General features: G+C 55.9%; 22 protein-coding genes. 15 read left to right on the top strand and 7 right to left on the bottom strand.

The window, feature by feature from the left end:
• The first annotated feature begins 7 nt into the window (after positions 1-7).
• The 4 genes from IE099_RS09955 (at position 8) to IE099_RS09940 (ending at position 5,496) form a co-directional block, all read left to right on the top strand.
• Positions 8-1,393, top strand: coding sequence for a purine-cytosine permease family protein (locus IE099_RS09955; RefSeq protein ID WP_189569772.1), 1,386 nt, complete (start codon positions 8-10; stop codon positions 1,391-1,393).
• A 22-nt stretch (positions 1,394-1,415) separates the two neighbouring features.
• Positions 1,416-1,625 carry a hypothetical protein gene (locus tag IE099_RS09950; RefSeq protein ID WP_189569771.1) on the top strand — a complete coding sequence of 70 codons (210 nt, stop codon included), beginning with the start codon at positions 1,416-1,418 and terminating at the stop codon, positions 1,623-1,625.
• Positions 1,626-1,639: 14 nt separating this feature from the next.
• Positions 1,640-2,647 (top strand): aldo/keto reductase, encoded by a 1,008-nt coding sequence (locus tag IE099_RS09945; RefSeq protein ID WP_189569770.1) that lies wholly within the window; start codon positions 1,640-1,642, stop codon positions 2,645-2,647.
• A gap of 113 nt (positions 2,648-2,760) precedes the next feature.
• On the top strand, positions 2,761-5,496 hold the full coding sequence (locus tag IE099_RS09940) for an alpha-L-rhamnosidase (protein ID WP_189569769.1): 2,736 nt from the start codon (positions 2,761-2,763) through the stop codon (positions 5,494-5,496).
• A gap of 134 nt (positions 5,497-5,630) precedes the next feature.
• On the opposite strand, the gene rhaM is transcribed toward IE099_RS09940, so the two are convergent.
• From rhaM to IE099_RS09920, 4 genes are read right to left on the bottom strand one after another with little or no spacing between them, the layout of a single operon-like run.
• Positions 5,631-5,945: an L-rhamnose mutarotase gene (gene rhaM, locus IE099_RS09935; protein ID WP_189569793.1), complete on the bottom strand. Its 315-nt coding sequence runs from the start codon at positions 5,943-5,945 to the stop codon at positions 5,631-5,633.
• Positions 5,946-5,960: 15 nt separating this feature from the next.
• Entirely contained in the window at positions 5,961-7,133 is a 1,173-nt protein-coding gene (locus IE099_RS09930; RefSeq protein WP_189569768.1) for an alpha-hydroxy acid oxidase, read from the bottom strand.
• Positions 7,134-7,154: 21 nt separating this feature from the next.
• A complete protein-coding gene (locus tag IE099_RS09925; RefSeq protein WP_189569767.1) occupies positions 7,155-8,624 on the bottom strand; it encodes a rhamnulokinase in 1,470 nt (489 codons plus the stop codon).
• Between the two features lie 5 nt (positions 8,625-8,629).
• Positions 8,630-9,394, bottom strand: a complete 765-nt coding sequence (locus tag IE099_RS09920; RefSeq protein ID WP_189569766.1) for a DeoR/GlpR family DNA-binding transcription regulator — start codon at positions 9,392-9,394, stop codon at positions 8,630-8,632.
• A gap of 87 nt (positions 9,395-9,481) precedes the next feature.
• On the opposite strand from IE099_RS09920, the gene IE099_RS09915 reads away from it, so the two are divergent.
• The 11 genes from IE099_RS09915 to IE099_RS09865 all read left to right on the top strand — a co-directional run bounded on the left by IE099_RS09915 (position 9,482) and on the right by IE099_RS09865 (position 22,705).
• Positions 9,482-11,668, top strand: coding sequence for a bifunctional rhamnulose-1-phosphate aldolase/short-chain dehydrogenase (locus tag IE099_RS09915; protein ID WP_189569765.1), 2,187 nt, complete (start codon positions 9,482-9,484; stop codon positions 11,666-11,668).
• A 155-nt stretch (positions 11,669-11,823) separates the two neighbouring features.
• Positions 11,824-13,422, top strand: coding sequence for a sulfatase (locus IE099_RS09910; protein WP_189569764.1), 1,599 nt, complete (start codon positions 11,824-11,826; stop codon positions 13,420-13,422).
• Between the two features lie 21 nt (positions 13,423-13,443).
• A complete protein-coding gene (locus IE099_RS09905; RefSeq protein WP_189569763.1) occupies positions 13,444-14,796 on the top strand; it encodes a sulfatase family protein in 1,353 nt (450 codons plus the stop codon).
• 95 nt (positions 14,797-14,891) lie between these two features.
• Entirely contained in the window at positions 14,892-16,250 is a 1,359-nt protein-coding gene (locus IE099_RS09900; RefSeq protein ID WP_189569762.1) for an efflux transporter outer membrane subunit, read from the top strand.
• Between the two features lie 89 nt (positions 16,251-16,339).
• Complete coding sequence (locus IE099_RS09895) at positions 16,340-17,656, top strand: efflux RND transporter periplasmic adaptor subunit (RefSeq protein WP_189569761.1); 1,317 nt, start codon at positions 16,340-16,342, stop codon at positions 17,654-17,656.
• Positions 17,653-18,363 carry an ABC transporter ATP-binding protein gene (locus IE099_RS09890; RefSeq protein WP_189569760.1) on the top strand — a complete coding sequence of 237 codons (711 nt, stop codon included), beginning with the start codon at positions 17,653-17,655 and terminating at the stop codon, positions 18,361-18,363. Before IE099_RS09895 ends, IE099_RS09890 begins: the two co-directional genes overlap by 4 nt.
• Positions 18,364-18,368: 5 nt before the next feature.
• Positions 18,369-19,586 carry an ABC transporter permease gene (locus IE099_RS09885; RefSeq protein WP_189569792.1) on the top strand — a complete coding sequence of 406 codons (1,218 nt, stop codon included), beginning with the start codon at positions 18,369-18,371 and terminating at the stop codon, positions 19,584-19,586.
• 13 nt (positions 19,587-19,599) lie between these two features.
• Positions 19,600-20,250 (top strand): response regulator transcription factor, encoded by a 651-nt coding sequence (locus IE099_RS09880; protein WP_189569759.1) that lies wholly within the window; start codon positions 19,600-19,602, stop codon positions 20,248-20,250.
• A complete protein-coding gene (locus tag IE099_RS09875) occupies positions 20,247-21,671 on the top strand; it encodes an ATP-binding protein (protein ID WP_189569758.1) in 1,425 nt (474 codons plus the stop codon). Before IE099_RS09880 ends, IE099_RS09875 begins: the two co-directional genes overlap by 4 nt.
• Before the next feature lie 125 nt (positions 21,672-21,796).
• A complete protein-coding gene (locus IE099_RS09870) occupies positions 21,797-22,156 on the top strand; it encodes a TraR/DksA family transcriptional regulator (protein WP_189569757.1) in 360 nt (119 codons plus the stop codon).
• Between the two features lie 219 nt (positions 22,157-22,375).
• The gene (locus tag IE099_RS09865; RefSeq protein WP_189569756.1) at positions 22,376-22,705 is read left to right on the top strand and encodes a TraR/DksA family transcriptional regulator; all 330 of its coding nucleotides are present in this window, start codon (positions 22,376-22,378) and stop codon (positions 22,703-22,705) included.
• On the opposite strand, the gene IE099_RS09860 is transcribed toward IE099_RS09865, so the two are convergent.
• Genes IE099_RS09860 through IE099_RS09850 form a run of 3 tightly spaced genes read right to left on the bottom strand, consistent with a single transcriptional unit; the run spans position 22,660 to position 25,177 of the window.
• On the bottom strand, positions 22,660-23,322 hold the full coding sequence (locus IE099_RS09860) for a response regulator transcription factor (protein ID WP_189569755.1): 663 nt from the start codon (positions 23,320-23,322) through the stop codon (positions 22,660-22,662). The genes IE099_RS09865 and IE099_RS09860 overlap by 46 nt on opposite strands.
• Positions 23,323-23,342: 20 nt before the next feature.
• Positions 23,343-24,758, bottom strand: coding sequence for a hybrid sensor histidine kinase/response regulator (locus IE099_RS09855; protein ID WP_189569754.1), 1,416 nt, complete (start codon positions 24,756-24,758; stop codon positions 23,343-23,345).
• Entirely contained in the window at positions 24,758-25,177 is a 420-nt protein-coding gene (locus IE099_RS09850; protein ID WP_229809465.1) for a response regulator, read from the bottom strand. Before IE099_RS09850 ends, IE099_RS09855 begins: the two co-directional genes overlap by 1 nt.
• Between the last annotated feature and the right edge of the window lie 2 nt (positions 25,178-25,179).

The following is a 25,179-nucleotide window of genomic DNA, read 5'->3' as shown; positions in this document are numbered from 1 at the left end:
AAAAACCATGAGCGACACAAGCGAAGAGATCATCCAGCCCGGCGACGAGTTCGAACGCCGCCCAGTCCCAGAGGGAGCCCGGAAGGGCCATGGAAAATTCTGGGGTATGTATGCCGGCGAGCATGCGGCAGGAACCGAATTTATGATTGGGCCCCTCTTCCTCCTGGCTGGGGTGGCCTTGAAGGACATCTTTCTGGGCCTCCTGATTGGCAACCTGCTTGCCGTTCTTTCCTGGCGCTTTCTCTGTGCCCCCATCGCAGTTCAAGCACGCATGACTCTCTATTATCAACTGGAGAAAATTGCTGGTTCAGGCCTGGTCAAGCTCTACAACCTCGCGAACGGAATTCTCTTCTGCTTCCTTGCCGGGGCCATGATCACAGTGTCCGCCACTGCGGTCGGGATTCCCTTCAATATCCCTATGCCGGGAGTCGAGGACGTATTGCCGTCCAATGCCGCTTTCGTCGTGATCACCCTTCTGGTCGGAGCGGTGATCGCGGTAGTTGCCGCCCGTGGCTACGACACCGTTGCTCGCTTCGCCAATGTTGCGGCACCTTGGATGGTCCTAGTTTTCCTCTCCTGCGGTTTGGTCGCCCTCCATCAACTTGGTGCAGCCAACTGGGAAGGCCTCAATGCTATCTGGAATGAATCCATCATCACCGCCCAGGGAGGCGAAGCCAAGTCCACCATGGGCTTTTGGTCTGTCCTCTTGTTCGCCTGGTTCTGCAATGCGGCAATGCATATCGGAATGGCGGACCTTTCCGTCTTTCGCTATGCAAAGAAGGCTTCCGCTGGCTGGGCCACCACCGCCGGCATGTTTGTCGGTCACTACATGGCCTGGATTGCCGCGGCCTTCATGCTCGCGGCACAAATCAAAGCTACCGGTGATTCCAACCCCGTTCCCGGACCAATGGCTGCCAACGTGGCAGGGCTCGCAGGGATCATCTGTGTAATCGTAGCCGGCTGGACCACTGCCAACCCGACCATCTACCGCGCGGGTCTGGCATTTCAGGCGATGATCCCAGGTTCCAAGCGAACTACCATGACTTTAGTAGCGGGCATCCTTGCCACCGTGGCGGGAATCTTCCCCGCCTTTGCTTGGAAACTCCTTGGGTTCGTGGGCCTCTATGGAACAATTCTCGCTCCCATGGGCGCGATCATTTTTGCAGACTGGCACCTTTCGGGACGAATGGGATTCCAGAAGTTTTACGCCGAACGCATCAACAGTCCCATCAACGTAATTGTTCTACTCGCCTGGCTTTGCCCCGTCGCAATTGCCCTCTATTTCATCAAGTTTCAAGGGATCGCCACTTGGTTCTGTATTCTCCCCTGTTGGGTCGCTTGCGGCATCCTACATGTCGTTCTCAGCAAGCTTCTCCAAAAGAAAGTAGCCTAACCGCAACTCGATAACTCATACAATGAACAAGCTCTTCAAACCCCTCGCTCTTTTGGGTCTCGCTTTAACCCTTCTACCTTCGCTCCTCCTTCTCCTTGGAGCCATTGACCTCGGGTTGAGCAAGACGCTCATGATCGTCGGGATGGTTTTCTGGTATCTCGGAGCCACTCCTTGGATCGGCCTCGCTTCCCCCAAGGAGGATTTGGGGGAAAAGCACAACCCTTCAATCTAGCAGCACTCGTCGTGATGCCTGAATCTTCCCGCCCATTTCCAAAACGGCGTGAATTCCTGGTCGCCCTGGCGGGTCTCGCTTCGGCCAGAAACCTCCTTGCACAGCCCTCGACAGACAAAATCGGCAAGACCCTCCCCACACGTAAACTCGGTCGCTTGGACCAGCGGATTACGCAATTTACCCTAGGGGGTTTCCATGCCTGGAAAGCTCCCGCACACCAACAGGAAGCGCTCATTGACCGCGCCATTGAGCTCGGGGTGCGAACCTTCGACAACGCGCGGGACTACGGCGACGGAGCTTCCGAGAAGCTCTACGGCAAGTATCTGACTCCTCGATATCGCGACTACATCTACCTCACTTCCAAATCCTCCCAGAAGACAGGGAAGGCGGTTCGCGAGCAATTGGAAAACTCCCTGCGATGGATGAAGACCGATCACCTCGATCTCTGGAACATCCACGCCATCACCACCATTCAAGACGTAGACGAACGGATCAATGCAGGGGTTCTCGACGCCTTCCTGAAGGCCCGGGACGAAGGAAAAGTCCGCCACTTGGGATTCACCGGGCATTCATCTTACAAGACCCACCTCCACTTTCTCAAACGACTTCACGAACTGGGCATCGAACTGGACACCTGCCTCATGCCCATGAGCCTCGTTGATCCCCACTACGACTCCTTCATCACTCACGTTCTTCCCGAGCTGAAGAAACGCGACTACGGGGTCTTTGCTATGAAGACCATGGGCTTTGGGAGCTTCTTCGGCAATGGTCCTCAGGAGCAGCAACTCAGGGAGTTGAATCTCTCCCTCACGAATTCGGGGATATCAGTCGAAGACATGCACCATTTCGTCTACTCGTTGCCCATCACCTCGCTCTGCTCGGGATGCGAAAGCATTTCTCAGCTGGAGGAAAACGTGAAAGCTCTGACCTCCTTCAAGTCCCTGAACCAAACAGCTCAAGAGACACTCCTCACCAAGACCGAGTCTCTCTATCATCGCGCATTGGAGCACTACAAATCCTAGAGCTGCAATTGCCGTTGGTCAGCACCTCTCGCCGGATTATTCCTCCGAGTGAAGCTTGAAAACTTTTCCCGCTCCCACAAGAAAACCGACTTTTTTTCAACCGTTCAACAACCATGAATTTCATCCGTCTTCCTTTCTACTCACTTCTCCTGATGTTAGCGCCCCATTCCTGGGCGCAAACTCTTGCCCCTTCAAATCTGCAGGTGGAGTATCAGGAATCCCCTATTGCTCTTGGAACAACCAAACCGCGTCTTTCATGGCAACTCGAGGCCACCAAGCCCGCAGGGAAAGATCTTCATCAGACAGCCTACGAAATTCAGGTTGCCTCCAACAAAGAACAACTCGACGAACCAAATCTCTGGAGCACTGGCAAGGTCACCTCGACTAGCACTCATCAAATCACCTATGCTGGGGTGCCTCTGAGCCCCCGTTCCTCAGCCGTTTGGCGTGTTCGTTGCTGGGACCAGGACGGCTCCCCCTCGGAGTGGTCCTCTCCTGCCACCTTCACGATTGGCCTGTTGAACGGATCGGACTGGTCAGCCAAATGGATTGCCTCGCCCGAGAATCCCATTCACGAAACCGAAGAAAACGTCCAAAACTTCAAGGGCACTCCGAAGGGCAAACTCCACCTCACTCCAGCCAAGCACTTCCGCAAAGACTTCGAAGCGAACAATCCTGTTAGAGCTCTTCTCTATGCCACCTCGCTGGGGGTCAACACCATTGAGCTCAACGGAAAACGCATCGGAGATTGGAATCTCGCTCCCGGTTGGACGAGCTACCACAATCGCCTCCACTATCTCACCTACGACGTCACCGAGAGGATTCAAGAAGGCGGGAACACCCTCGGCGCTACCATAGCCGACGGATGGTATGCGGGATATGTTGCCTACGGGTTGTTCGTAAACGTAGCCGGACTCGACCCCTCCCGACCGGGCCGCTCCTACTACGGCAAATATCCCGCGCTCCGCCTTCAGCTGGAGCTTCAATATTCCGATGGTTCCACCAAGGTCATTGGAACCGACCCTTCTTGGAAAACCGCTTTCGCGCCCCACACCGAGGCTGACACCCTGATGGGAGAAACCTACGATGCCAGGCTCGAACAGGATGGCTGGTCATCTCCTGGATTCGATGACTCCGCTTGGAAGAATGCGATCCTCGACGAAGGTCACAAAGGTAAACTCGAGCCCCATCCCGGTGTCCCTCTTCGCGCTATCGAAGAAATCAAGCCTGTCTCTGTCACGGAGCACAAACCGGGCGTGTTCATCTTTAACCTCGGTCAAAACATCTCTGGTCTCGCCAAGCTAAAGGTCAAGGGAAAGGCAGGCGACCGGGTCACCCTCCGCTTTGCCGAAATCCTTCATAACGATGGCCGCATGTCCACCGAGAACCTCCGCTGCGCGCGTGCCATTGACACCTACATTCTCAAAGGCGATCCCGAAGGAGAAATATATCTTCCCGACTTCACGTTTCACGGCTTTCAGTATGTCGAAGTCACCGGATACCCTGGCACTCCAACCCTTGATGATATCACCGGAGTCGTTATCCACTCGGACACCCCCCTGATCAGCGAGTTCGAATCCTCCGACCCCATCCTCAATCAGATTCACTCGAACATCGTTTGGACCCAACGTGCCAACTACTTTGAGATTCCAACCGACTGCCCCCAGCGAGACGAGCGTATGGGATGGACCGGCGACGCCCAAGTCTACATCAAGGCCGCGACCTACAATGCCGATATTGCCAGCTTCACCACCAAGTGGCTGCGTGATCTCAATGATGACCAGTGGGACTTTGGCCCCTACCCGAACTTCGCCCCTTCACCATTTATCCGTAAGGGGATGAACTTTGCCGCCGCTTGGGGAGATGCCGGCATCATCTGTCCCTGGCATTTCTGGCAAGTCTACGGAGATACTACCGTGCTCGAAGAACACTGGGAACAGATGGAAAAGTTTATGACTTTCCGGAAAGAACGCGATCCGCAAAACGTCGGCACCAAAGTCGGAGACAGCGGATTCGGTGATTGGCTCGCTCTCTATCAGCCCAAGACCCCGGTTGAATTCATCGACCTCGCCTATCACGCCCACACCTCCCAACTGATGTCCGAGATGGCGATGGCCTTGGGAAAAACGGAGCGGGCCAAATACTATCGGGACCGTCATAGGGCTCTTTCCGCCTCCTTTGCCAAACTCCATGTTCAACCGGACGGCTCCCTTACTGAAGCGAACCAGTCGAAGTATGCAATGGCCCTTTACTTTGGTCTCATTCCCGACGGGTTGAAGCAAAACGCGGCGAATAATCTCGCCAAACTGATTCGGGATAACGGCAATAAGATGCAGACCGGCTTTCTCGGAACTCGCCCGCTACTGCCCGTTCTCTCCTCCCACGGTCATCACGACCTTGCTGGCATCCTGATGCAGCAGACCGAGTATCCCAGCTGGGGCTACGAAGTGGAAAATGGCGCGACAACCATCTGGGAACGCTGGAACTCCTTCATCAAAGACGAAGGAGTCCACGAGCCCGGCATGAACTCCTTTTCCCACTATGCCTTCGGTGCAGTCTCGGAATGGATGTTTGCCGAGCTCGGAGGGATTTCTCAACTCGCTCCCGGCTATGACCTGATCCGCATCGCACCACGACCTGCCGGAACCCTGACCCACTGCAAGGTCTCAACTCAAGTCCGACATGGCAAAGTCGCAACCGCATGGAACCTCACAGACGGCACCTTCAAGGCCTCAATCACGATTCCGCCGAATACCAAAGCGGTCGTATCTCTTCCGATTGCCGACTTTTCTCCCCAGACTTTAGGCTCCGGCACCTACTCCTTCTCTGGCAGCTATCTCCAAGACTAACAAGGAGAACAAACGAAGTCGGATGAGGCCGGTTGGCAAACTCCAAGCGAAGACCATAGCAACCCGGCTCCCGACCAAGTTTGCCGAAAGAACTGATGCCAACAAGATCCTTGGACGGGTCCTAGTGCACCCGGCTAGTCGAGGTGGAAGACTTCTTGCAGCTCCTTCTGGACAGGACTGCCATCTTCGTTGGTCGGCATCAGCTCTCGCATAAACTGCCACCAACGCTGACAAACCTCAGTATCGGCAATCTCCTGCCAGCGTTTCTCTGACTCGATCTCCACGTATCCGAAAAGCTGCCTCGTTTCGTTGTTCAGGAAGATCGAGTAATTGCTCACGCCATGAGCCTTGAGCGTCATTTCGAGCTCTTTCCAGATAGGACGATGGCGCCTTTCATATTCAGCCCCCGCACCCTTGTGAATCGTCATAACAAAGGCCTTTCTCATCAGTTCACACACTTCAATTCAGGACTCTTGGCAGCTGCTTTTGGTTTCTAACAAGTACTTTGGAAAGTCTTCCACGCGCTCACAAGCCACTTGTTCCATCACCTGTTGCAACTGCCTCTTGAGCATGGCTAGAACATGATTCCCTCCCTTTTCCCCCATCGCCAATACTCCATACATGGGTGTGCGACCAAGGAAGGTGAAGTGCGCTCCGCAAGCGAGAGCCGACGCAATATCGGGGCCGGCCCGCAAGCCGCTATCAAACATGACTGTGGTCTTATCCCGGTAGTCCTTTGCAATCGATTGCAGCGAGGAAATAGTCGACGGCCCCGAATCGAGTTGCCGACCACCATGATTCGAGACGATAAAGCCATCCGCACCCAGAGCTAGAACCCGGTCCGCGTCCTCATGATTAACGATACCCTTCACGACCAAATTCCCCTTCCAACGCTCGCGCAGCGCTTCAATCTTTTCGGTTGTGAGTCGACCGGAAAAGGTCTTGTTCATGAACAACCCGAGATGCTTCATGTTCAGCCCCTTGGGGATGTAGGGCTTCATCGTCTTGAACTCGGGAGCACCCGCAGCGAGCTGGGCGAATGACCACGTCGGATGAGTCGTCATCTGAAAGATATTCTTAAGCGTCATGCGAGGAGGAATCGACAAACCATTCTTAATCTCTTTCGGTCTCCATCCAAAAGTAGGAGTGTCCGCGAGAATCACGAGGGTCTTGACTCCTGCAGCCCAAGCCCGTTCCAAAATCTTATCCCGCAGCTCATCCTCGGCAGGATGATAGAGCTGGAACCACGCCTTTCCCTTGGTGATCTCCGCCACCGTCTCGATGTCGGCAGTCCCTACGGTGGACAAACAAAAAGGCACATTGTGATCCGCCGCCGCCTGCGCCAAAATCTCGCAGGACTTTGGCCACATCAAACCTTGCAGGCCGACCGGCGCAATTCCGAAGGGCGCATCATACTCCTCACCGAACAAAGTCGTCTTCTGAGATGCTCCCGCGAAATCCCGGGTGTAGTAAGGCTGCAACCGGACCTCGCGAATCTCACTCGTATTGCGGGCCAGATTCACCTCTGAAAAGCAGCCACCGGAAAGATAATCAAAGGCAAAACCGGGTGTCCTGCGCTTGGCCTTCGCCATCAGATGCTCGGTCGATGGATATCTGGAATCTATTTCTTCACTCATTGAATTCGATTGTTCTGCATCTCATTTCACAAGCACTAGAATCGCCTCGAAATGCTTGGCGACCTCGTCCCACTTCCCAGCCTCCTTAGGCTCGTAAACCTCCAAGGGCAAAGAATTTCGGATCAACTCGCGCCCCTCTGCAATCGACGCCAAGTCACCAGTCGCGACCATTTGCGTGATTAAATTCCCGCAAGCAGTCGCCTCCACAGGGCCGGCATAAACCGGCACCCCGCAGGCGTCGGCAATCGCCTGGGTTAGCAAGCTGTTCTTGATCCCTCCGCCTCCCATGTGAACGCGCTTGAGATCCTTGCCCGTGAGTTCGCGCAGCTGTTGAAAGCGAAGGCGATGCTTGAGTGCGATACTCTCGGTTGCTACTCGCAAAATTTCACCCTTAGTAGAGGGCACCTTTTGCCCGGTTCGGTCACAGAAAGCCTGAATCTTCTCCGGCATCTTGCCTGGACTGGCAAACTCCTCGGCATCGGGATCGACGAACGCAATGAATGGCTCCGCAACAGAAGCCAACTCAGCCAAGCCGGCATAGTCAATGTCCTCTCCATGGGACGCCCAAGAGCGTTTGCACTCCTGAATGAGCCAAAGACCGCTGATATTTTTGAGGAAACGGACAGTCTTTTCCACACCCAGCTCGTTGGCAAATCCCAGCTCGCGGGAACGCGCGGTGATGATAGGCTCCATCAATTCACAGCCAATGATGGTCCAAGTGCCCGATGAGAGAAAGGCATAGCACTCCTCACCGGGAATACCCGCCACTGCCGCAGCGGTATCATGGGTTGCTGTCGCAATGACGGGAATCGTAGCACCGACTTCTTCAGCCACTTCTGGACGCAAATTTCCTAACAGAGTCCCCGATTCCACGACCCGTCCGAAGATATTTTTTGGTAAAGAAAGTCCCTCAATCATCTCCCACGCCCAATCATTGGTAATGGGCGAAAACAGCTGCGTGGTCGAAGCATTGGTTCGCTCGACAGCCAATTCCCCAGTCAACCAATAGGCTAACAAGTCCGGTATTAACAAAATTTGGGAAGCCACATTCAAGGCATCCGGAGTCAGCTCTTTCTCCGCGAGCAACTGGACCGAGGTATTGAGAAAAAACGGCATGATGCCTGTAGCATCATAGAGAGCATCATTCCCCACCAACTCGTCGGCTCGCGCTTCAAAGCCTTGCGTGCGCGGGTCGCGGTACTGTTGCGGCAACCCCAAGAGGCGGCCGTCCTTGTCCAACAATCCATAGTCCACCCCCCAAGTGTCGATTCCAAGAGACTCGATCTTGCCATAGCGTTCCACTCCGGTGGCAATCCCCTTCAGAATTTCACGATACAGCCCCAAAATGTTCCAATGCAACCCACTCGGAAGGCTCGTCCCCGGATTTTCAAAGCGATGAAGCTCCTCCAACTCCACTTTTCCCTCCCTCACCTTTCCTGCCAAAACCCGGCCGGAACCTGCCCCCAAATCTACTGCTAAATGCACCTTCATCTTCTTTAATCTGCAATCGTGACCTTCCGGCTTTCTCTCAGTGGGGCGCGCTCGAAATACTCCCCCCCCAATTCGTCGGTGAAGACCGCGCTCAATTCATGAGTTTGCGCAAAATGATAGCTGGAGTCGCTTCCCAGCTTGGTCCCGTCCACCAGCAATGCGCCCCATGAAGACCGAATCAATCCCACCGTTTTCAAGCGTGCCTGCTCTTCATTAGCCTCACTCGCCCCCTTGGTTGTATCGAACCCTTTGGCGGAGAAAAAAAAGCGGTCGATTCGACAACTCAAAAGCCCTTCCTCGGTCAAAGGACCACCGAAACGCCGCCCTCTCGACTCATAATCACCCCCCAAGAGAACAAGGTCCACCTGTTTACGGTCTTTGAAAATTTCAAAGATCGGGAGTGAGTAGGTGACCACTCGAACTCTCAGATTTGGAGGGATCAACTTCGCCATTTGAAGGCAGGTCGAACTCGCGTCGAATAAGATCGTCTCACCCACCTTGATCGCTTGAGCCGCGCATCTGGCTATCGCGACCTTTTCTTTCTGCTGGCTCACCTCACGTTCTTCGTAGGCCAGATCGCGGTGCCCGAAATCGTTGACAGCTGCTCCGCCATGAACTCTGACCAAAGCACCCAACTCCGCAAGCTTGTCCAAGTCTCTGCGAATCGTTTCTTCTACCACCCCCAATTCTTTCGCCAAGACACGGGTCCTTACCACCCCCAACGCTTGACTACGCAGTAGAATGTGGCTTTGGCGCTCTGCCGCTAACATAAAATCAGGGTTGTGGGAATTTGTGGGTTTTCGCTTGCTTCGTTGACTTTTCTGGGACAAGAACCGTTTCGTCAACGAAAAAAGATTGTGAAACCTGAAGAATTCAAACACGTCGAATACCGCTGGAATGATGCTGATGTCGAAAATCTCGATGCCGCAGATCGCCTGACTTATCGCTCCAACATTCTCGGTGACGACGGGCGCGTCACCAATACTGGCGGTGGAAACACCTCTTCAAAAGCGCTTGAAATCGACCCCATCTCCGGCGAGCAGGTCGAGGTCATGTGGGTGAAAGGTTCGGGTGGTGACCTTCGGACCTCCAAGCGCGAGAACTTTTCTTCCCTCTACATGGACAAGCTCATGTCGCTCATCGACGTCTACAATCGTGCTCCGGAAAAGGGAGTGAAGACTGAAATCGAAGATGCGATGGTGGGCATGTATAACCATGTCACCTTCAACCTCAACCCCCGGGCCTCTTCCATCGATACCCCGCTCCACGGGTTCATCCCCTACAAGCATGTCGACCACACCCACCCCAACGCCGCGATCGCGGTTGCGGCGTGTAAGGATCAAGTCGAGTTGACTCAAAAAATCTATGGTGGAGAAGTGGGCTATGTCGGCTGGCAGCGTCCTGGCTTTGACCTCGGCCTCGTGATGCGCGAAGAAGCCCTCGCCAACCCCAATCTCAAAGGACTCATCATGGGCCAACATGGCCTCATCAACTGGTCCGACGACGACAAGGAATGCTACGAACTCTCGCTCGAACTCATCGAAAAAGCCGCCCGCTACATCGAGGACCACGACAAAGGCGAACAAACCTTTGGCGGTCAAAAATACAGTCCTCTTTCGCAGGAGGATTTGGAAGCAACCCTCATCGACGTTCTACCCTGGTTGCGCGGGCAGGTCAGCCAGAACAAACGATTCATCGGCACCATCCAAACCGACGAAACCATTCAACGCTTCGTCAATAGCAACGATGCTGCCCGCCTCGCCGAGCTTGGTACCAGTTGCCCGGACCACTTCTTGCGCACCAAAATCAAGCCTCTCTTTGTGGACTGGAATCCCCAGACCGAAGACGCGGCCGCGCTCAAGGAAAAGCTCACCACCGGTCTCGAAAAGTATCGTTCCGACTACGCGGATTACTACGAGACCCACAAGCGTCCCGGCAGTCCCGCGATGCGAGACCAGAACCCCACCGTCATTCTTATCCCGGGAATCGGGATGGTCGCCTTCGGCAAAAACAAGTCCGAAAGCCGCGTAACTGCCGAGTTCTACAACTGCGCCGTCGAGGTCATGCGCGGAGCAGAGGCCATCAGCACCTACGATGCACTCCCCATGCAAGAAGCTTTCGACATTGAGTATTGGGCTTTGGAAGAAGCCAAGCTCCAGCGCATGCCTCCCGAAAAGGAGTTCGAGCGCAAGGTCGTGGTTGTGGTGGGAGCAGGAAGCGGCATCGGCAGAGAAGTGGCCCACCGCATGGCCCAGGAACGAGCGCATGTCGTCTGTGTAGACCTCAAGCTGGACGCAGCCGAAGAGACCGCGAAGGAACTCACCGACATTTACGGGCAAGGCATCGGAGTCGCCGGTTCTGGCATCTCTGGTTGCGGTCCCGCCATCGGCCTTTCCGCCAACATGACTGACCGCGAAAACGTGAAGGCAATGTTCGAGCAAGTAGTGCTCGCCTATGGTGGCATCGATACCGTCATCGTTACCGCCGGCATCTTCGTCCCCCCTTCCAAAGAAGGCCAGGTCACCGACGATCAGTTTAGCCTGAGCTTCGACATCAATGTCAAAGGGCTCTACATTGTGGCTCAAGAAGCAGAGAAAATCTGGAAGAAGCAGAACCTCTCCGGTTCTCTCGTTCTCACGACCTCGGTTAATGCCGTGGTGGCAAAGAAAGGGAGTGTCGCATACGATTGCTCGAAGGCAGCCGCCAATCACCTGGTGCGCGAGCTGGCGGTTGAGCTTTCTCCCCTCGTTAGGGTGAACGGACTCGCTCCCGCCACCGTGGTCAAGGGTTCCGCCATGTTCCCCCGCGACCGCGTGATCGCGTCACTCACCAAATACGATATCGCTCATGACGAATCCGAGGACACCGAGAGCCTGCGGAACAAGCTCGCTGAATTCTACGCTCAGCGCACTTTGACAAAAGCCCCCATCACCCCCGCCGACCAAGCCGAAGCCGCTTACCTCCTGGCCAGTGACAAGCTGTCAAAAACCACCGGCCAAATCATCAGCGTCGACGGCGGTCTCCACGAGGCGTTCCTGCGCTAGCACTCTTCGCATTTCTCATCCTCACTTCACTCAGCTCCCGTTGAGTGGAGTGGGGATTTCTTTTCCCGGAGCAGGTCGGTCAGAGATATTCTGGTCGAAACCGTATGATTCAGTAACCTGATGCCGTATCCCTCTTTAAGAATCCTTTCTTTCAATTGAAAATTTCAGCTTTATTCTCAATTCTTCTAATCTTCTTGGGAAGTGGAGCCTTTCTCCCCGGGGAGGAGAGACATCCCAATATCGTCTTCATTCTTGCGGACGATCTGGGCATTACCGATATCAACGCCTTCGCAAGTCACTTCACGGAGCACGCCAAAGATGAGCTTTTCTACGAGACACCTCACCTCGATCAGTTGGCCGCCGATGGCATTCCTTTTTCCCAGTCCTATTCCAATCAACTCTGTTCCCCCACCCGAGCAGCGATCATGAGTGGACGTTTTGCCGCCCGAGTCGGCTTCACCACGGCGACCCCCAACACTCGCACCTATTTCAATCAAGCCCTTCCGGTCCCCGAAGGAGCGAGCCCCCACGATGCCTTTGGTCATAAAGACGCCATCAAGATTTCGCAAGCCTGGCTCAATGGCCACACCAACACCGCGCTGGACCCACGAATCTCCACTCTCCCCCGAGTGCTCAAGACCCACCGATCCGCTTTTCTCGGAAAGTGGCACCTGGGGGGGCATGGAGTGGCCGATCTACAGCCTAGTGCCCATGGTTTCGAGGAAATTGCCTTCAATGATGCCGGTGGATCGGCCTACTTCAATTGGCGCAGTCACTGGGAGAAGAAGACCCCCCCTTTTCCCTCCATGCCTGGCGAGTATCGTGCTGGAAAAAGTGGATCCCCCACCGGTAAAGACTATCTCACCGACGACCTGAGCGCTCAGGCTTGCCGCTATCTCGTCAAACAATCCCAAGAACCCAAAGATAAAAAACCGTTCTTTCTCTACTACTGCCCCTTCGCGGTTCACACTCCCTTGCAGGCACCGCGAGAATCCATTGCAGCTTTCGAAGGAAAATCTCAGATTGGAACCCTCGGGCATCGCAACGCGACCTATGCGGCAATGGTAAGGCATTTGGACGACTCCATCGGAGCAATCCGCCAGACCCTGCAGGAAACCGGGCTTGCTGAAAGCACTCTCATCATCTTCACCTCCGACAATGGTGGGGTCGAATATACCAATCCCGCTGCCACCGACAACCAGCCCTTCAAGGGAGGGAAAGCCTGCCTCAACGAGGGCGGCATCCGCGTCCCCACCATCGTCTACTGGCCTGGACGCTTCGAGGGAGGGACCTGGTGCAACGAGGTCATCGATGCCACGGACTTTCTCCCTACTCTTGCCGAACTCACAAACAATCCACTCCCTCGCGACCTTGACGGACGGAGCATGGTTCCCCTCTTGAGAAATCCCATGAGCAAGACGGAGCCCCGCACGCTCTATTGGCACTACCCTTACAACGTCATCGTCAAAAACCCCGAATACGGAACACCCCTCACCCCCCATTCGGCAATTCGGAAGGGAGCCCACAAACTCATTTGGGACTGGCACGGCCGCCTGCTTCTTTACAACATCGAAGCCGATCCTTTTGAACAAAGGGACCTTGCGAAAGAACAACCCGAACTCACCCAAAAACTTCACTCCCAGCTTAAGACTTGGCTTGGGGAGAATGTTTCCGAACAATATCTCCCAACTCTCAACCCCGATTTCAATCCTCAGGACAAGGAACTTCCATTCCCCTTTCAAGACCTCCGCTAAACCCAGCACCCCCATCAGACTATGAAAAAGCTTCTCACTATCAGCCTTCTCGCTTTCACCACTACCGGACTCCTTGCTGCTCCCGACGACAAGCCGATGAACGTGGTCATTCTCTATGCCGACGATTGGCGGCACGACACCTTGGGCGTAGCTGGCAATCCTGTGGTCAAAACGCCCCACATCGATAAACTCGCCTCCACCGGAGTTCGCTTCACCGAGAACTGTGTGACCACTGCGATTTGCGGAGTCAGCCGCGCGTCACTTTTTACCGGACAGTGGATGTCGCGTCACGGTTGTCGCGATTTCAAAGCCTTCAAGACTCCTTTCGCAGAGACCTACCCCGGACTCCTTCGCGCCAACGGCTACCACGTCGGACATGTTGGCAAGTGGCACAACGGCAAGATTCCTAAAAAGGAATATGACTTCGCCCGCGACTATTCCGGAAAGCATTGGTATGAAATCGATGGTGAAAAAATCCACGTCACGAAGCGAAACGAGAACGACGCCATGGAGTTTCTCAGCGAGCGTCCCGAGGACAAGCCCTTCTGTCTCACCCTTGCCTTCTTCGCCACTCACGCCGAGGACCACCACCCCGATCAGTTTCTGCCGCAACCGCACAGCATGAAACTCTATCAGGACATCGAAGTCCCCGTCCCCCCCAACGCGACCCAGGAATCTTGGGAACGCTTGCCTGACTTTTTTAATGAGAAGAATGAAGGGCGCAACCGCTGGGGCTGGCGCTTTGATACCCCCGAAAAATTTCAGCGCATGATGAAAAATTACTACCGCCTCGCCACTGAAGTAGACGAAGTTTGTGGCAAGGTGGTGGCCGAACTTGAGAAGCAGGGGGTCCTCGACAACACCCTCGTCATCTTCACCACCGACAACGGATACTACCACGCGGAGCACGGACTCGGTGACAAGTGGTATCCTCATCAGGAGAGCATTCGCGTGCCTCTCATTATCAACGACCCCAGAATGCCCGCTGAGAAAAAAGGTTCCACCAACGACGAGTTCACCCTCAATGTCGACCTTGCGCCCACCATTCTTTCCGCCACCGGAATCAAGCCTTCCCAGACCATGCAGGGTCAGGATATCGCCCCTCTCTACCTTGCTGAAAAAGCTCCCGAATGGCGCAGTGAGTTCTTCTATCAGCATCCTACGCTCAGGAACGCCGAGTTCATTCCTGCCTCCGAGGCTCTCGTGAGGAAGGACTACAAATATTTCTACTGGCCCGAGCAAAAGGTTGAGCAACTCTTCCACCTCACGACAGACCCCATCGAAGAGAACGACCTCATCAACGATCCCCGGCACGCCGAAGTCCTCGCCGAAATGCGCCAACGCTTTGCAGAGCTGAAAGCAGAGGCCCAATAGAACAACGGAATCTCTTCCATCTCCGGGCAAAACAAAGTCCGCAAAACTGAGGGGCCTTAATCTTCTCTAAAGGTTCGCCATGCCATTCTCCCGGCATGAAACTCCTTTTGATAGCCGCCCCCCTGCTCCTTGCCTCTTGCGCAAGCATCCCTCTCGAAGAAACCGCGACTTCCCACCAACTGGCCACGACGTCCAGTTGGTGGAACGAACAGCCGCAGCCCAACTTGCGTTCATGGTGGAGCTCTTTCAACGACTCCCAGCTCACCCGGTTGGTCAACCTTTCCCTTCAGCAACACCCGAGCATTGATTCAGCTATCGCGGCCGTTCGCGGGGCTCAGGCTCAACGACAGGTCACTCAAGCCAGTCTCTTCCCTTCTCTCGACTACTCTGTTTCCACCAGTTCCAATCGCACTTGGAACAACGGCAATGACTCCACCACCCCGTCGTTCTCCACCGGCCTCTCGGCTAGCTGGGAGGCGGATCTTTTTGGAAAAAATCAACAAGAGCTTCTGGCCTCCGATGCCACCGTGCAGGCGGCCAAGGCTGACTTTGCTTCCGTCCGAGCCTCTCTCGCCGCCGAGACCGCGCTTGCTTATCTTCAGCTTCGGGCAGCGGAGAGCGACCTGTCGCTGCTACAAGATTCTATCAAGTCGCAGGAGGAAACCACCCAATTAGCCCAATGGCGCGAACAAGCCGGAACCGCCGATTCCCTGGCTGCCGACCAAGCTCGTTCCGCCTTGGAAAGCTCGCAAGCCTCACTCAGCACCTTGCGCCAAAGCACCGAGGAGCTCCGCAACCGGCTCAACCTCCTCACGGGGCAACCTCCCGGCAGCCTCAGCTTTGCCTCGAACGGCGAGATCCCAACCCCGTCTAACAGCTTCGCAAAGAGCATCCCTACCGACACCATTCGCCAGCGCCCGGATGTGCGGTCCGCAGGCTATCGCTGGGTGCAAGCGATAGCGCTGACCCGTTCTGCAAACGCCGACCAATATCCCTCCCTCACCCTCTCGGGCAATCTCGGTCTTAGCTCTCTGGGCGCCTCCAAGATTTTCAATGCCCAGTCGGTTGCAGGAAACATCATTGCGGGTCTGACGGGCCCAATCTTCGACGCCGGACGCATTCGCTCCCAAATCGCCGTCCAGAATGCGGCGGAGGAGCAGGCCTTTGCCTCCTACCGGCTCACCTTGCTGACTGCGCTGTCAGAGGTCGAGGATGCGCTCATCGCCGCCCGCCGCACTCAGGAAAGAATCGTAACTGTCAGCTCAGCCTCAAAGCTCGCCAAGTCAGCCGCCGACCTCGCTTCGCAAAAGTATGAGGCCGGAGTTATCGACATCACTCAGGTCCTCGAGACCCAACGGAACGAGATCACCCTACAACGGGACCTTGTCAGCACCCGGCTCGATAATGCCACAGCCTATGTCGAGCTCTACCGGGCCCTCGGCGGAGGCTGGTAAGCTTTTCGTCCTTTCCCCAAAATCAAAAAATCAATCCCGCGAAAGTGTCCTTCCTCTTTCTCACTTTCCACCAAATCCAATTTCTTAAAATGAAGACCGAATCAGACAACGACCTCGCCGACATCATCCAGTCCGCCCACCGCTCGAAGGCGACCGGACGCTGGATCAGCCTCCTGCTCCTCATCGCCATCGGCGTGGGAGCCTACTACTGGCACCGGAGCAACAGCGAAAAGCAACCCACTGGACCTAAGTTTACGACCCAAAAGGTCTCTCGCGGCGACATTGCCCTGACTATCACCACTACGGGAACCTTGGAACCCACCAATCAAGTAACCATCGGTAGTGAAGTCTCCGGAACAGTGGAAGAGGTCTACGTCGACATCAACGACCGCGTCACCAAGGGACAAGCCCTTGCCAAGCTCGATCCGACCAAGCTCACCCAGCAAGCGGAGCAAAACCGCGCCGCCCTCCGTGCTTCCGAGGCTAAGGTCGCGCAAGCTGAGGCATCCTTAAAGGAAGCGGAGGCCAACTTGAAGCGCCTGCAGCAATTGCACAAAGTCAGCAATGGGCGCACCCCGTCCCAAGCCGACCTCGATTCCGCTCTCGCCACCCTTGACCGGGGCAAAGCCGATCTGCTTTCCGCACAAGCCGATGTCTCTCAAAATCAAGCCGCGTTGGTCTCCGCCGAAAGCGACCTGAGCAAGACCATCCTCACCTCACCCGTTGATGGAGTGGTATTGACTCGTAGTGTTGAACCCGGGCAAACGGTAGCGGCACAATTCACTGCACCCGAGCTCTTCATCATCGCGGAAGATTTGTCCTCCATGGTTCTCACCGTCGCGGTTGCGGAAGCCGACATCGGTCGGGTGGAGGATGGTCAGGAGGCCAACTTCACTGTGGATGCCTGGCCCAAGCGAACCTTTTCCGCCGAGGTGCAAACGGTCTCATACGGGTCCGAGATCACCGACAACGTCGTGACCTACGAAACGGAACTGGCGGTCTCCAACACGGACCACAGCCTTCGTCCCGGAATGACGGCCACAGCGACGATAGCGGTCGCCCAGAGCAAGGATGTCTTACTCGTTCCCAATACCGCCCTGCGCTTCGACCCCAAGACTGCGATGGCCAGTCAAGCTCCCGCGAAGGAGCAGAAAAAGTCTCTCTTGGATAGTCTGACGCCTAGACCTCCCCGGGGAGGCAACTCGGGAGGACGCAAGCGCCCTGAAGGTGAATCTCCCAATAGCGAAGAAGGGAAGCCCCAGATCGTATGGACCCTCACCGACGGTCACCCGGCTCCAATCCGGGTCGAAACGGGCATCACCAACGGACGCTTCACTGAGGTTTCCGGACCGGATCTCCATGTTGACACCGAGGTCATCACCGCAGCTCAAACTTCCACCGAATGATGAACCCCATTATCCAAGTTCGTAATCTCACCAAAGTCTACGGAACCGGACCCGCAGCCTTCAAGGCCTTGCGCGGAGTCGATCTGAGCATCAACACTGGAGAGTTCGTGGCGGTGATGGGTCCCAGTGGTTCGGGAAAGTCGACCCTGATGAATCTCCTCGGTTGCCTGGATACTCCCAGCGGCGGGAACTACTCTTTTCAAGGCATCTCCGTGGAGACTCTCGACGCCGACCAGCGGTCCCTGCTCCGGCGCCACGCTCTTGGCTTCATTTTCCAAGGCTTCAATTTGCTCGCACGGACCTCCGCGCTGGAGAATGTCGAGCTCCCTCTTCTCTATCGCGGCCACTCTCGAAAGAAGCGACGGGAACTTGCCTACGAAGCTTTATGCAAAGTGGGCCTCCCGGACAAAGCCCGCAACACCCCCGCCGAACTATCCGGTGGCCAGCAGCAGCGCGTCGCCATTGCGCGAGCCCTCGCGACTTCGCCTGGAACACTCTTTGCCGACGAACCCACCGGCAATCTCGACACCCGAACAACGGACGAAATTATGGGTCTACTCGCCCAACTGAATTCTGAACAGAACATCACCATTCTGATGGTCACCCACGAGGACGAAGTGGCCTCCCACGCGGCGCGCATCGTTACAGTTCGCGACGGCCTCATCGCCTCTGACATCACTAACAAAACTACACCCAAACGCACATGATCACCATGCTCTGGAACGCCTTCGTCATTGCCCTGCGCGAAATCCGGCGAAACCTCACACGGGCTTTTCTCACCGTCCTGGGTGTCGTGATCGGAGTGGCGGCCGTTATCACCATGGTCACACTCGGCAATGGCGCGACCACTTCTATCAAGGAGCAGATCTCCGGACTCGGCTCCAATGTGCTCACACTTCGTCCCGGCGCGGGATTTGGGCCCGGACGTTCGACGGCGGGAGTTCCTAATTTCTCCGAAGACGACGCCGAAGCAATTGCCAGTCAGGTCCCCGGCATCGAGGATGTGGCCCCCGTGGCCTCCACCAACACCAGCGCCATCTATCGCGATGAAGCCCGCAGCGGACAGGTCGTCGGGACCACCAGCAACTACTTCGACATCAGCTATTGGGAGCTCTCTGATGGCCGCTTTTTCACCGAGGACGACTACACCAGTGGCGCGGCCGTCGGGGTGATCGGAGCAACCACCCGCACCGAACTCTTCGGAACCGAAGACCCAATTGGCGCCAGTATCCGACTGGGGAAAGCCTCTATCCAGATCATCGGGGTGCTCAAAGCGAAAGGACAATCCGGCTTCGGCCCCGATCCCGACGACACTATTGTGGTTCCCCTCACGACCTTGCAGCGTCGTTTGGTGGGACGCACTTCCAATCAAAGCATCGGTCAAATCATTATCTCGGTGGTCGATGGGTGGAACACCACCGCCGTGACGACGGACATTGGCTCCCTGATGCGCGAACGCCGCAATCTAGGCGACAACGAGGACGATAATTTCTCGGTGCGCGACACTCAACAAATTGCCGAAACCCTCAGTTCCTCGACCAAGGTAATGACCACTCTGTTAGGAGCGGTGGCCGGAGTCAGCATGCTGGTGGGTGGGATTGGCATCATGAACATCATGTTGGTTTCCGTAACCGAGCGCACGCGGGAGATTGGCATTCGTCTCGCGATTGGAGCGCGAGCGCGCGAGGTCCTGCTGCAGTTCCTGGTCGAAGCCATCACCATCTCCTGCGCCGGGGGGCTCACAGGAATCATTTTAGCCTTCGGACTTTGCGTGGGCCTGGCTCGAATGACCTCCATCCCCTTCGTCTTCGATCCCAATATCAATTCGCTTTCCTTCATCTTTTCAGCCACGATTGGAGTGCTTTTCGGATTTATGCCCGCCCGACGAGCTTCCAAACTTGATCCGATTGAAGCCCTCCGCCACGAATAACCCCCCGAGTTCCATGCGCCTCCTCCTAGTCGAAGACGACCCACTCCTTCTCCACAGTCTTTCCGAAGGCCTTCGCGAGGAAAACTATGCCGTCGACACCGCCACCGATGGACAGTCAGGGCTCAGCTTGGCCCAAGAGATCGACTTTGATGCCATCATCCTCGACGGGATGCTTCCCCACCTGGATGGTTGGGATTTGCTCGCGCAACTTCGGGCTACCAAGCTGACCCCCGTCTTGATGCTCACCGCCCGGGATGCGGTGGAAGATCGGATCCGGGGATTGGATACTGGCGCGGACGATTATCTCACCAAGCCCTTTGATTTCGACGAACTCCTTGCTCGCTTGCGGGCCTTGATTCGGCGCAATCGCGGGCAAGGCCGGAACACCATCGAACTGGGCGACATCACCCTCGATCTCGCCACCCGCACTCTCCACCGCTCCGGCCAACCCGTCTCCCTCACCCCGCGCGAGTATGCCCTCGTCGAACACTTGGCCCTTCACATTGGTAAAGTCATCAGCCGCACCGAACTCTACGAGCACCTCTTTGATGAAAACGAGGACAGCCTCTCCAACCTCTTGGACGTCCATGTTTCTAACATTCGCAAGAAACTCGGTTCCGATTTCATCACCACCCGCCGGGGCCATGGCTACTTCATCTCATGAAAATCCCCCTCCATTCTCTGCGCTGGCGACTCCAGCTTTGGCACGCCCTCATTTCGCTGGTTCTCATCGTCGCCGCCTGCCTGCTCGCGGACCGGCTGGTGACTCGAGAACGGTTTGAGGGAATCAAGCGCGAGCTCTTCGACTTCGAGCGTTCTTTCTTCACCCATGGATTGGCTGACCACCGACCAAATGATTCCAAAGACACTCCACCCACCCTGCAGATGATCAAACAAGCCCTGCAGGATTTCTCCCTCAGCAAGGAGGCCGCTCCCCCCTCTTTTCTTCATCTCTTCGAAGACGATCCAAGGAAGCCCTACATCGCCTATTGGGGAGAGGACGGCAGCAATATCTTTCGAGCCGCGAACACCCCGCCTCGAGTCACTGCACCAGCCGACGTCGCCGAAAGGTATCGGTGGGAGGAAAGCCAGGAGAACAAAAATCTCCTCCTTACGCGCAGCCATCGCTCGGGGCTGAAAATCCTGGTCGGTCGGGATATCTCCGACGACTTGGCGGCCCTAACCCGGTTTCGACTTCTCCTCGCCCTCGGAGGAAGTGCGATCTTTCTCGTTGCTCTAGCCGGCGGCTGGTGGTTGGCGGGTCGCGCACTGGTCCCCATCGACACCATCGCTCTAACAGCCTCTCGAATTGCGGACGGCAACCTGGACGAACGCATTGAAATCGATGAGAGCGACAGTGAGCTCAATCGCTTGGCAGCGGTTCTCAACGGCACCTTCGACAAGCTTTCCGATTCCATCGAAAGGCAGAAACGCTTCACTGCCGATGCCTCGCACGAACTGCGCACCCCTCTCACGATCATTCTTTCCGAAACCCAGCGCGGTCTCCGTCACGAGCGCAACGCGGAGTCCTACCGTGGCATCATCGCCAATTGTCAAACGGCCGCCGAGCGCATGCGGCGCCTCGTCGATTCCCTGCTCCAGCTTGCTCGCGAAGACCTGACAAATGGCAGCGTGGAACTCGTCGACCTGGCCGATATAGCCTTTGATGCAGCGCGGGAACTCTCCCCCCTGGCCGATGCCCACCAATCAAGACTCACCCTCGACATCACTCCCGCCCAAGTTGAGGGCACCGCTGCCGATCTGGAGACCCTCACCCACACCCTTCTCTCCAATGCCTTGACTCACACTCCCCCGGGAACGCCTGTTACTCTTCGCACCAAGGTCGTTGGTGAAGAGGTTATCCTAGCCATCCACGACCAAGGCCCCGGAATTCCTTCCGAACACCTGCCACATCTCTGCGACCGCTTCTACCAAGTCGACAAGGCTCGCAGCCAAAGCCAGAACCACAGTGGGCTCGGCCTTTCCATCGCCCAATCGATTGCCAGAAAATTGGGAGGTTCCCTGACAATCACCAGCGATGACTCTAACGGAACAACCGCAAAAGTGAGACTTCCTAAATCCTAACAGACCCGAAGAATTCACCCCTCTCTGGACTGCACGAAAGACCACGAAACCCTTCTGCAAAAGGTGCGTAGCCAACAGCAAGGCACGCGGAGTGAAGACGAACGCTTGCTCGTATTCATCCACAAATGAATCAAAGTCTACTTGATACCTTCGAGAAAAAACTGACTAAGCAACTTGCTGAATTGGAACAGCAACTCGGGGGACAATTCGATGAAGAACGGGAGCTACAACCTCCGCAGGTGGGTGACCAGATTGACCACGCCCTCGACTCTCGGGCAGAAGTTCTCGACCGAGTCAGCGAAAGCGAGGTCAAGCTCATCGCCAAGATCAAGCTCGCTCTCCAACGAATCAAGGACGGAACCTACGACCAATGCGGGAGTTGCGGCGAAGTCATTCCTCTCGCCCGGCTGGAGGCCAAGCCTTCCGTGTCACTCTGTCTCGACTGTCAAATCAAACACGAGAGTCAACAGACAAAACGCCCATGACCTTTCGCGACTCCCATCGATTGGGAGGAGGCTACACGCTGCTGTGAGTTGCATCCCGAGATGTTTGAGGAATTTGTCAGGGGGGCATTTTGTGACCGCCCACTGCGACGAGGAGCTACGCAAACTGCGTGAGCAGAACCGCTAGCAAACAGCCATGAGGCAAAAAATGGCGAGTCTCAGTCAACTCATGCCGAGCGAATATCGAGCGAGTCCGCTTCAATGTTTATCGTGATTCTCCCCTCCTCTCCATCCAGCCAGGCCATTGATCTGGTGGTCCTCCAGGAAAAGATGCTGGCCGAACTGTCACAGGCCAAGGGCTCCGACCACACTGCCCTGCAAGCCAAGACCAATGCAGCCTTGAAGAGGATGCGGGAGGGAGGCTATGGACTGTGTGAGAGCTGCGGAAGCCAGATCCCACTCCCTCGTCTCATGGCCCGCCCGGTCGTATCCAACTGCCTCGCATGCCAGGAAGTTCTTGAGAAAAAGCAAATCGAGAGCCCCTTCTATTCGGAAGGCAGGTTCTTCATCTCCACCCAACGGATGGCATAGCGCAGGACCGCCGCCGCATCTTCCAGCTCCAGCTTCTCCCGAATGTGGGCTTTGTGTACGTCGACTGTCTTGGGGCTGATATTGAGTCCTTCGGCTATCGCGCTCTTGGACTTTCCTTCCCCAATCAGCTGGAAAATTTCGAACTCCCGATCGGAAAGCCGATGCACTCCTTCCACCTTTTCGGTGCCCGGTTGACTTGAAAAGGCTTCGATGATTTTTGCCGACATCGCCCCACTGACCCACATCCCGCCGGCGGCCGTCTTTTGGATCGCTTCGATGAGTTGCTCGGTAGGTGCATCCTTCATGATGTATCCCTTCGCCCCCGCCCGAAGCACCCGCTGGGCATAGAGAGTCTCGTCGTGCATCGAGACAACCAACACCGGCAAGCTGGGATGCAGCGCCAAGGCGTCCTTGGTCAGCTCCAAGCCATTCCGGCCCGGGAGAGTCATGTCCACCATGAGGAGTTTGGGGCACTCGTTCTCCAGCTGGCTCATCGCCTCCGTCGCATCTCCGGCAGACCAGCAACAGCAAAAGCCCTCCAAGGAATTCACCAAGCCCGCCAAGCCCTCGCGCATCATGGTGTGATCATCGACGATTGCGACCGTTCTCTCTTCCATCGTTTTCTATAGTCTCGTAATTAAAGGTTTGCCAAGGTGCAGAGGGCCCGGGTGCCTCCCTCCGGAATTTCTCCGGGGATGAAGCTGAGTCCTGCCCCAATCGAGTCTGCCCGAAACTGGATAAAATGCAGCCCCATTCCGCGGCGACTGGAATCGCTCTTTTGAAACGGCATTCCATCATTGCTCACCTCGAGTTGAATGCCCCCTTCGTGCTCGTGCAGCCCGATTTGAATCTCCTTGGGCCCGGCATGTTTGGCCGCATTATTGACCAGTTCCTGCGCAATGCGAAAGAGATGGGTCGCAACCGTCGAGTTCGGCACCGAGACCGGGTCGGGACAGTCAAAGCGGCACGAAATCCCAAAGCGACTGGCAGTGACCTCCGCCAACTCACCCAAGGCATGCATCAGGCCCTCGGCCTCCAAAGAAACCGGCGACAAGCCCTTGGCAATCCCCCGAGCCAAGGTTGTGGCTTGCTGGAGGTCCGAAGACGCTTCCGCCAAGAGTTCCTTCTGCTTCTCCGGGCTCCCAGACACGCTGGCTTGGATCAGGCTGCACTTGAGCTTGAGCGCGGCCAGCCGCTGGCAAAGGTCGTCATGAATATCCTGTCCGATGCGAATGCGTTCATTTTCGGTGGCTTCCAGAACTTGTCCTTCCAGAGCCTTTTGGTCGCTCACATCGGTGGCAACGCCAATGAACCGAATCAGCTTCCCGGATTGATCGCGCCGCGCATAGCCCCGATCGTTGATCCAACGCAACTGCCCTCCAGCATCCCGAATGCGGTAGATGACGTTGTAGTCCTCTCTTTCTCCGGACCACAGCTCTCCCGTAGCCTGCAAATACTTGTTCCGATCCTCCGCCACGATGGCCTTACCCCAGAGCTCCCGATCGTCTAACAGCGCATTGGCCGGAGTTCCCCAAATCTTTTCGAAAGCGGGATTCACGTAAAGATACTGGGAACGGTCAGGACCCATCAGCCAGAAAACATCGTTGATGGTTTCGCTAATCTGTCGGAAGCGAACTTCGGTTTCGTCAAATTTGCGGCGCACTTCCAGTCCCTCCAGAACGCGCTGTACTACGGGCACCACCAATTCCAAAAAATTCGAATCCTTCAGCACGAAGTCGAGAGCGCCCTCCCGCATCATCTTAACAGTGAGCCGAACATCGTTCATTCCGCTCATCACGATGAAGGGAATCTGCCGCCCCTGCTCGCGCAAAGCCTCTATCAATTCTTGGCCCGTAATATCGGGCAGGCCCAGATCGAGAACCATCAGGCCCACTTGGTTTTCGCGGAGAAATTCCAGCGCTTCCGCCCCAGAAGAGACTCCACGGGCTTCCCTCCCTGCCTTTCGAAAAGCCCGGCTGAGAAGTGCCAAGAGCCCCGCCTCATCCTCTACAATCAGAATGAGTGGCTCGTTCGAGTGAGAATACGAGGTCATCAGGACACTCCGGCCAGAGAAGGCACCTCCATCTTCCGCAAGAACTCACCCAGACTGCGAATGGTCTCCGTGAAATCATTGGGGGTCACTGGCTTGACGATATAGGCATTGCACCCAATCTCGTGACAGAGGTCGACTTCCCGGGGGTTCTCCGTCGTGGTCAACATCACCACCGGAAGATTCCGGAGCCTCTCGCTATTTTTAACCATTCTGAGCACTTCCACTCCGTCTATCTTGGGCATTCTGATATCGAGCAAGAGAACGAAAGCCTCTCTAACAGAGCATCCGGGGCCGGCTTGACTTTCGCAAAAATCAATAAATTCCTGCCCGTCCCGAAAACGCCGGATCGGGTTATTGATACCGGTTTTTCGCAATGCGCGTTCGATGAGTAGCGCGTGCCCCTCATCGTCCTCAGCCATTA

Source organism: Roseibacillus persicicus (assembly GCF_014651675.1).
GTDB classification, from domain to species: Bacteria; Verrucomicrobiota; Verrucomicrobiia; order Verrucomicrobiales; family Akkermansiaceae; genus Roseibacillus; species Roseibacillus persicicus.
Note: the sequence above shows the minus strand (reverse complement) of the source record. Positions and strands in the feature narration are given on the sequence as shown.

Coding starts and splice junctions, on each gene's coding strand:
- IE099_RS09880 (WP_189569759.1), top strand. CDS start 19,600: ATGCGCCTCCTCCTAGTCGAAGACGACCCACTCCTTCTCCACAGTCTT.
- IE099_RS09945 (WP_189569770.1), top strand. CDS start 1,640: ATGCCTGAATCTTCCCGCCCATTTCCAAAACGGCGTGAATTCCTGGTC.
- IE099_RS09930 (WP_189569768.1), bottom strand. CDS start 7,133: ATGAGTGAAGAAATAGATTCCAGATATCCATCGACCGAGCATCTGATG.
- IE099_RS09860 (WP_189569755.1), bottom strand. CDS start 23,322: ATGGAAGAGAGAACGGTCGCAATCGTCGATGATCACACCATGATGCGC.
- IE099_RS09950 (WP_189569771.1), top strand. CDS start 1,416: ATGAACAAGCTCTTCAAACCCCTCGCTCTTTTGGGTCTCGCTTTAACC.
- IE099_RS09855 (WP_189569754.1), bottom strand. CDS start 24,758: ATGACCTCGTATTCTCACTCGAACGAGCCACTCATTCTGATTGTAGAG.
- IE099_RS09865 (WP_189569756.1), top strand. CDS start 22,376: ATGTTTATCGTGATTCTCCCCTCCTCTCCATCCAGCCAGGCCATTGAT.
- IE099_RS09870 (WP_189569757.1), top strand. CDS start 21,797: ATGAATCAAAGTCTACTTGATACCTTCGAGAAAAAACTGACTAAGCAA.
- IE099_RS09885 (WP_189569792.1), top strand. CDS start 18,369: ATGCTCTGGAACGCCTTCGTCATTGCCCTGCGCGAAATCCGGCGAAAC.
- IE099_RS09890 (WP_189569760.1), top strand. CDS start 17,653: ATGATGAACCCCATTATCCAAGTTCGTAATCTCACCAAAGTCTACGGA.
- IE099_RS09920 (WP_189569766.1), bottom strand. CDS start 9,394: ATGTTAGCGGCAGAGCGCCAAAGCCACATTCTACTGCGTAGTCAAGCG.
- IE099_RS09925 (WP_189569767.1), bottom strand. CDS start 8,624: ATGAAGGTGCATTTAGCAGTAGATTTGGGGGCAGGTTCCGGCCGGGTT.
- IE099_RS09905 (WP_189569763.1), top strand. CDS start 13,444: ATGAAAAAGCTTCTCACTATCAGCCTTCTCGCTTTCACCACTACCGGA.
- IE099_RS09955 (WP_189569772.1), top strand. CDS start 8: ATGAGCGACACAAGCGAAGAGATCATCCAGCCCGGCGACGAGTTCGAA.
- IE099_RS09875 (WP_189569758.1), top strand. CDS start 20,247: ATGAAAATCCCCCTCCATTCTCTGCGCTGGCGACTCCAGCTTTGGCAC.
- IE099_RS09895 (WP_189569761.1), top strand. CDS start 16,340: ATGAAGACCGAATCAGACAACGACCTCGCCGACATCATCCAGTCCGCC.
- IE099_RS09900 (WP_189569762.1), top strand. CDS start 14,892: ATGAAACTCCTTTTGATAGCCGCCCCCCTGCTCCTTGCCTCTTGCGCA.
- IE099_RS09940 (WP_189569769.1), top strand. CDS start 2,761: ATGAATTTCATCCGTCTTCCTTTCTACTCACTTCTCCTGATGTTAGCG.
- IE099_RS09850 (WP_229809465.1), bottom strand. CDS start 25,177: ATGGCTGAGGACGATGAGGGGCACGCGCTACTCATCGAACGCGCATTG.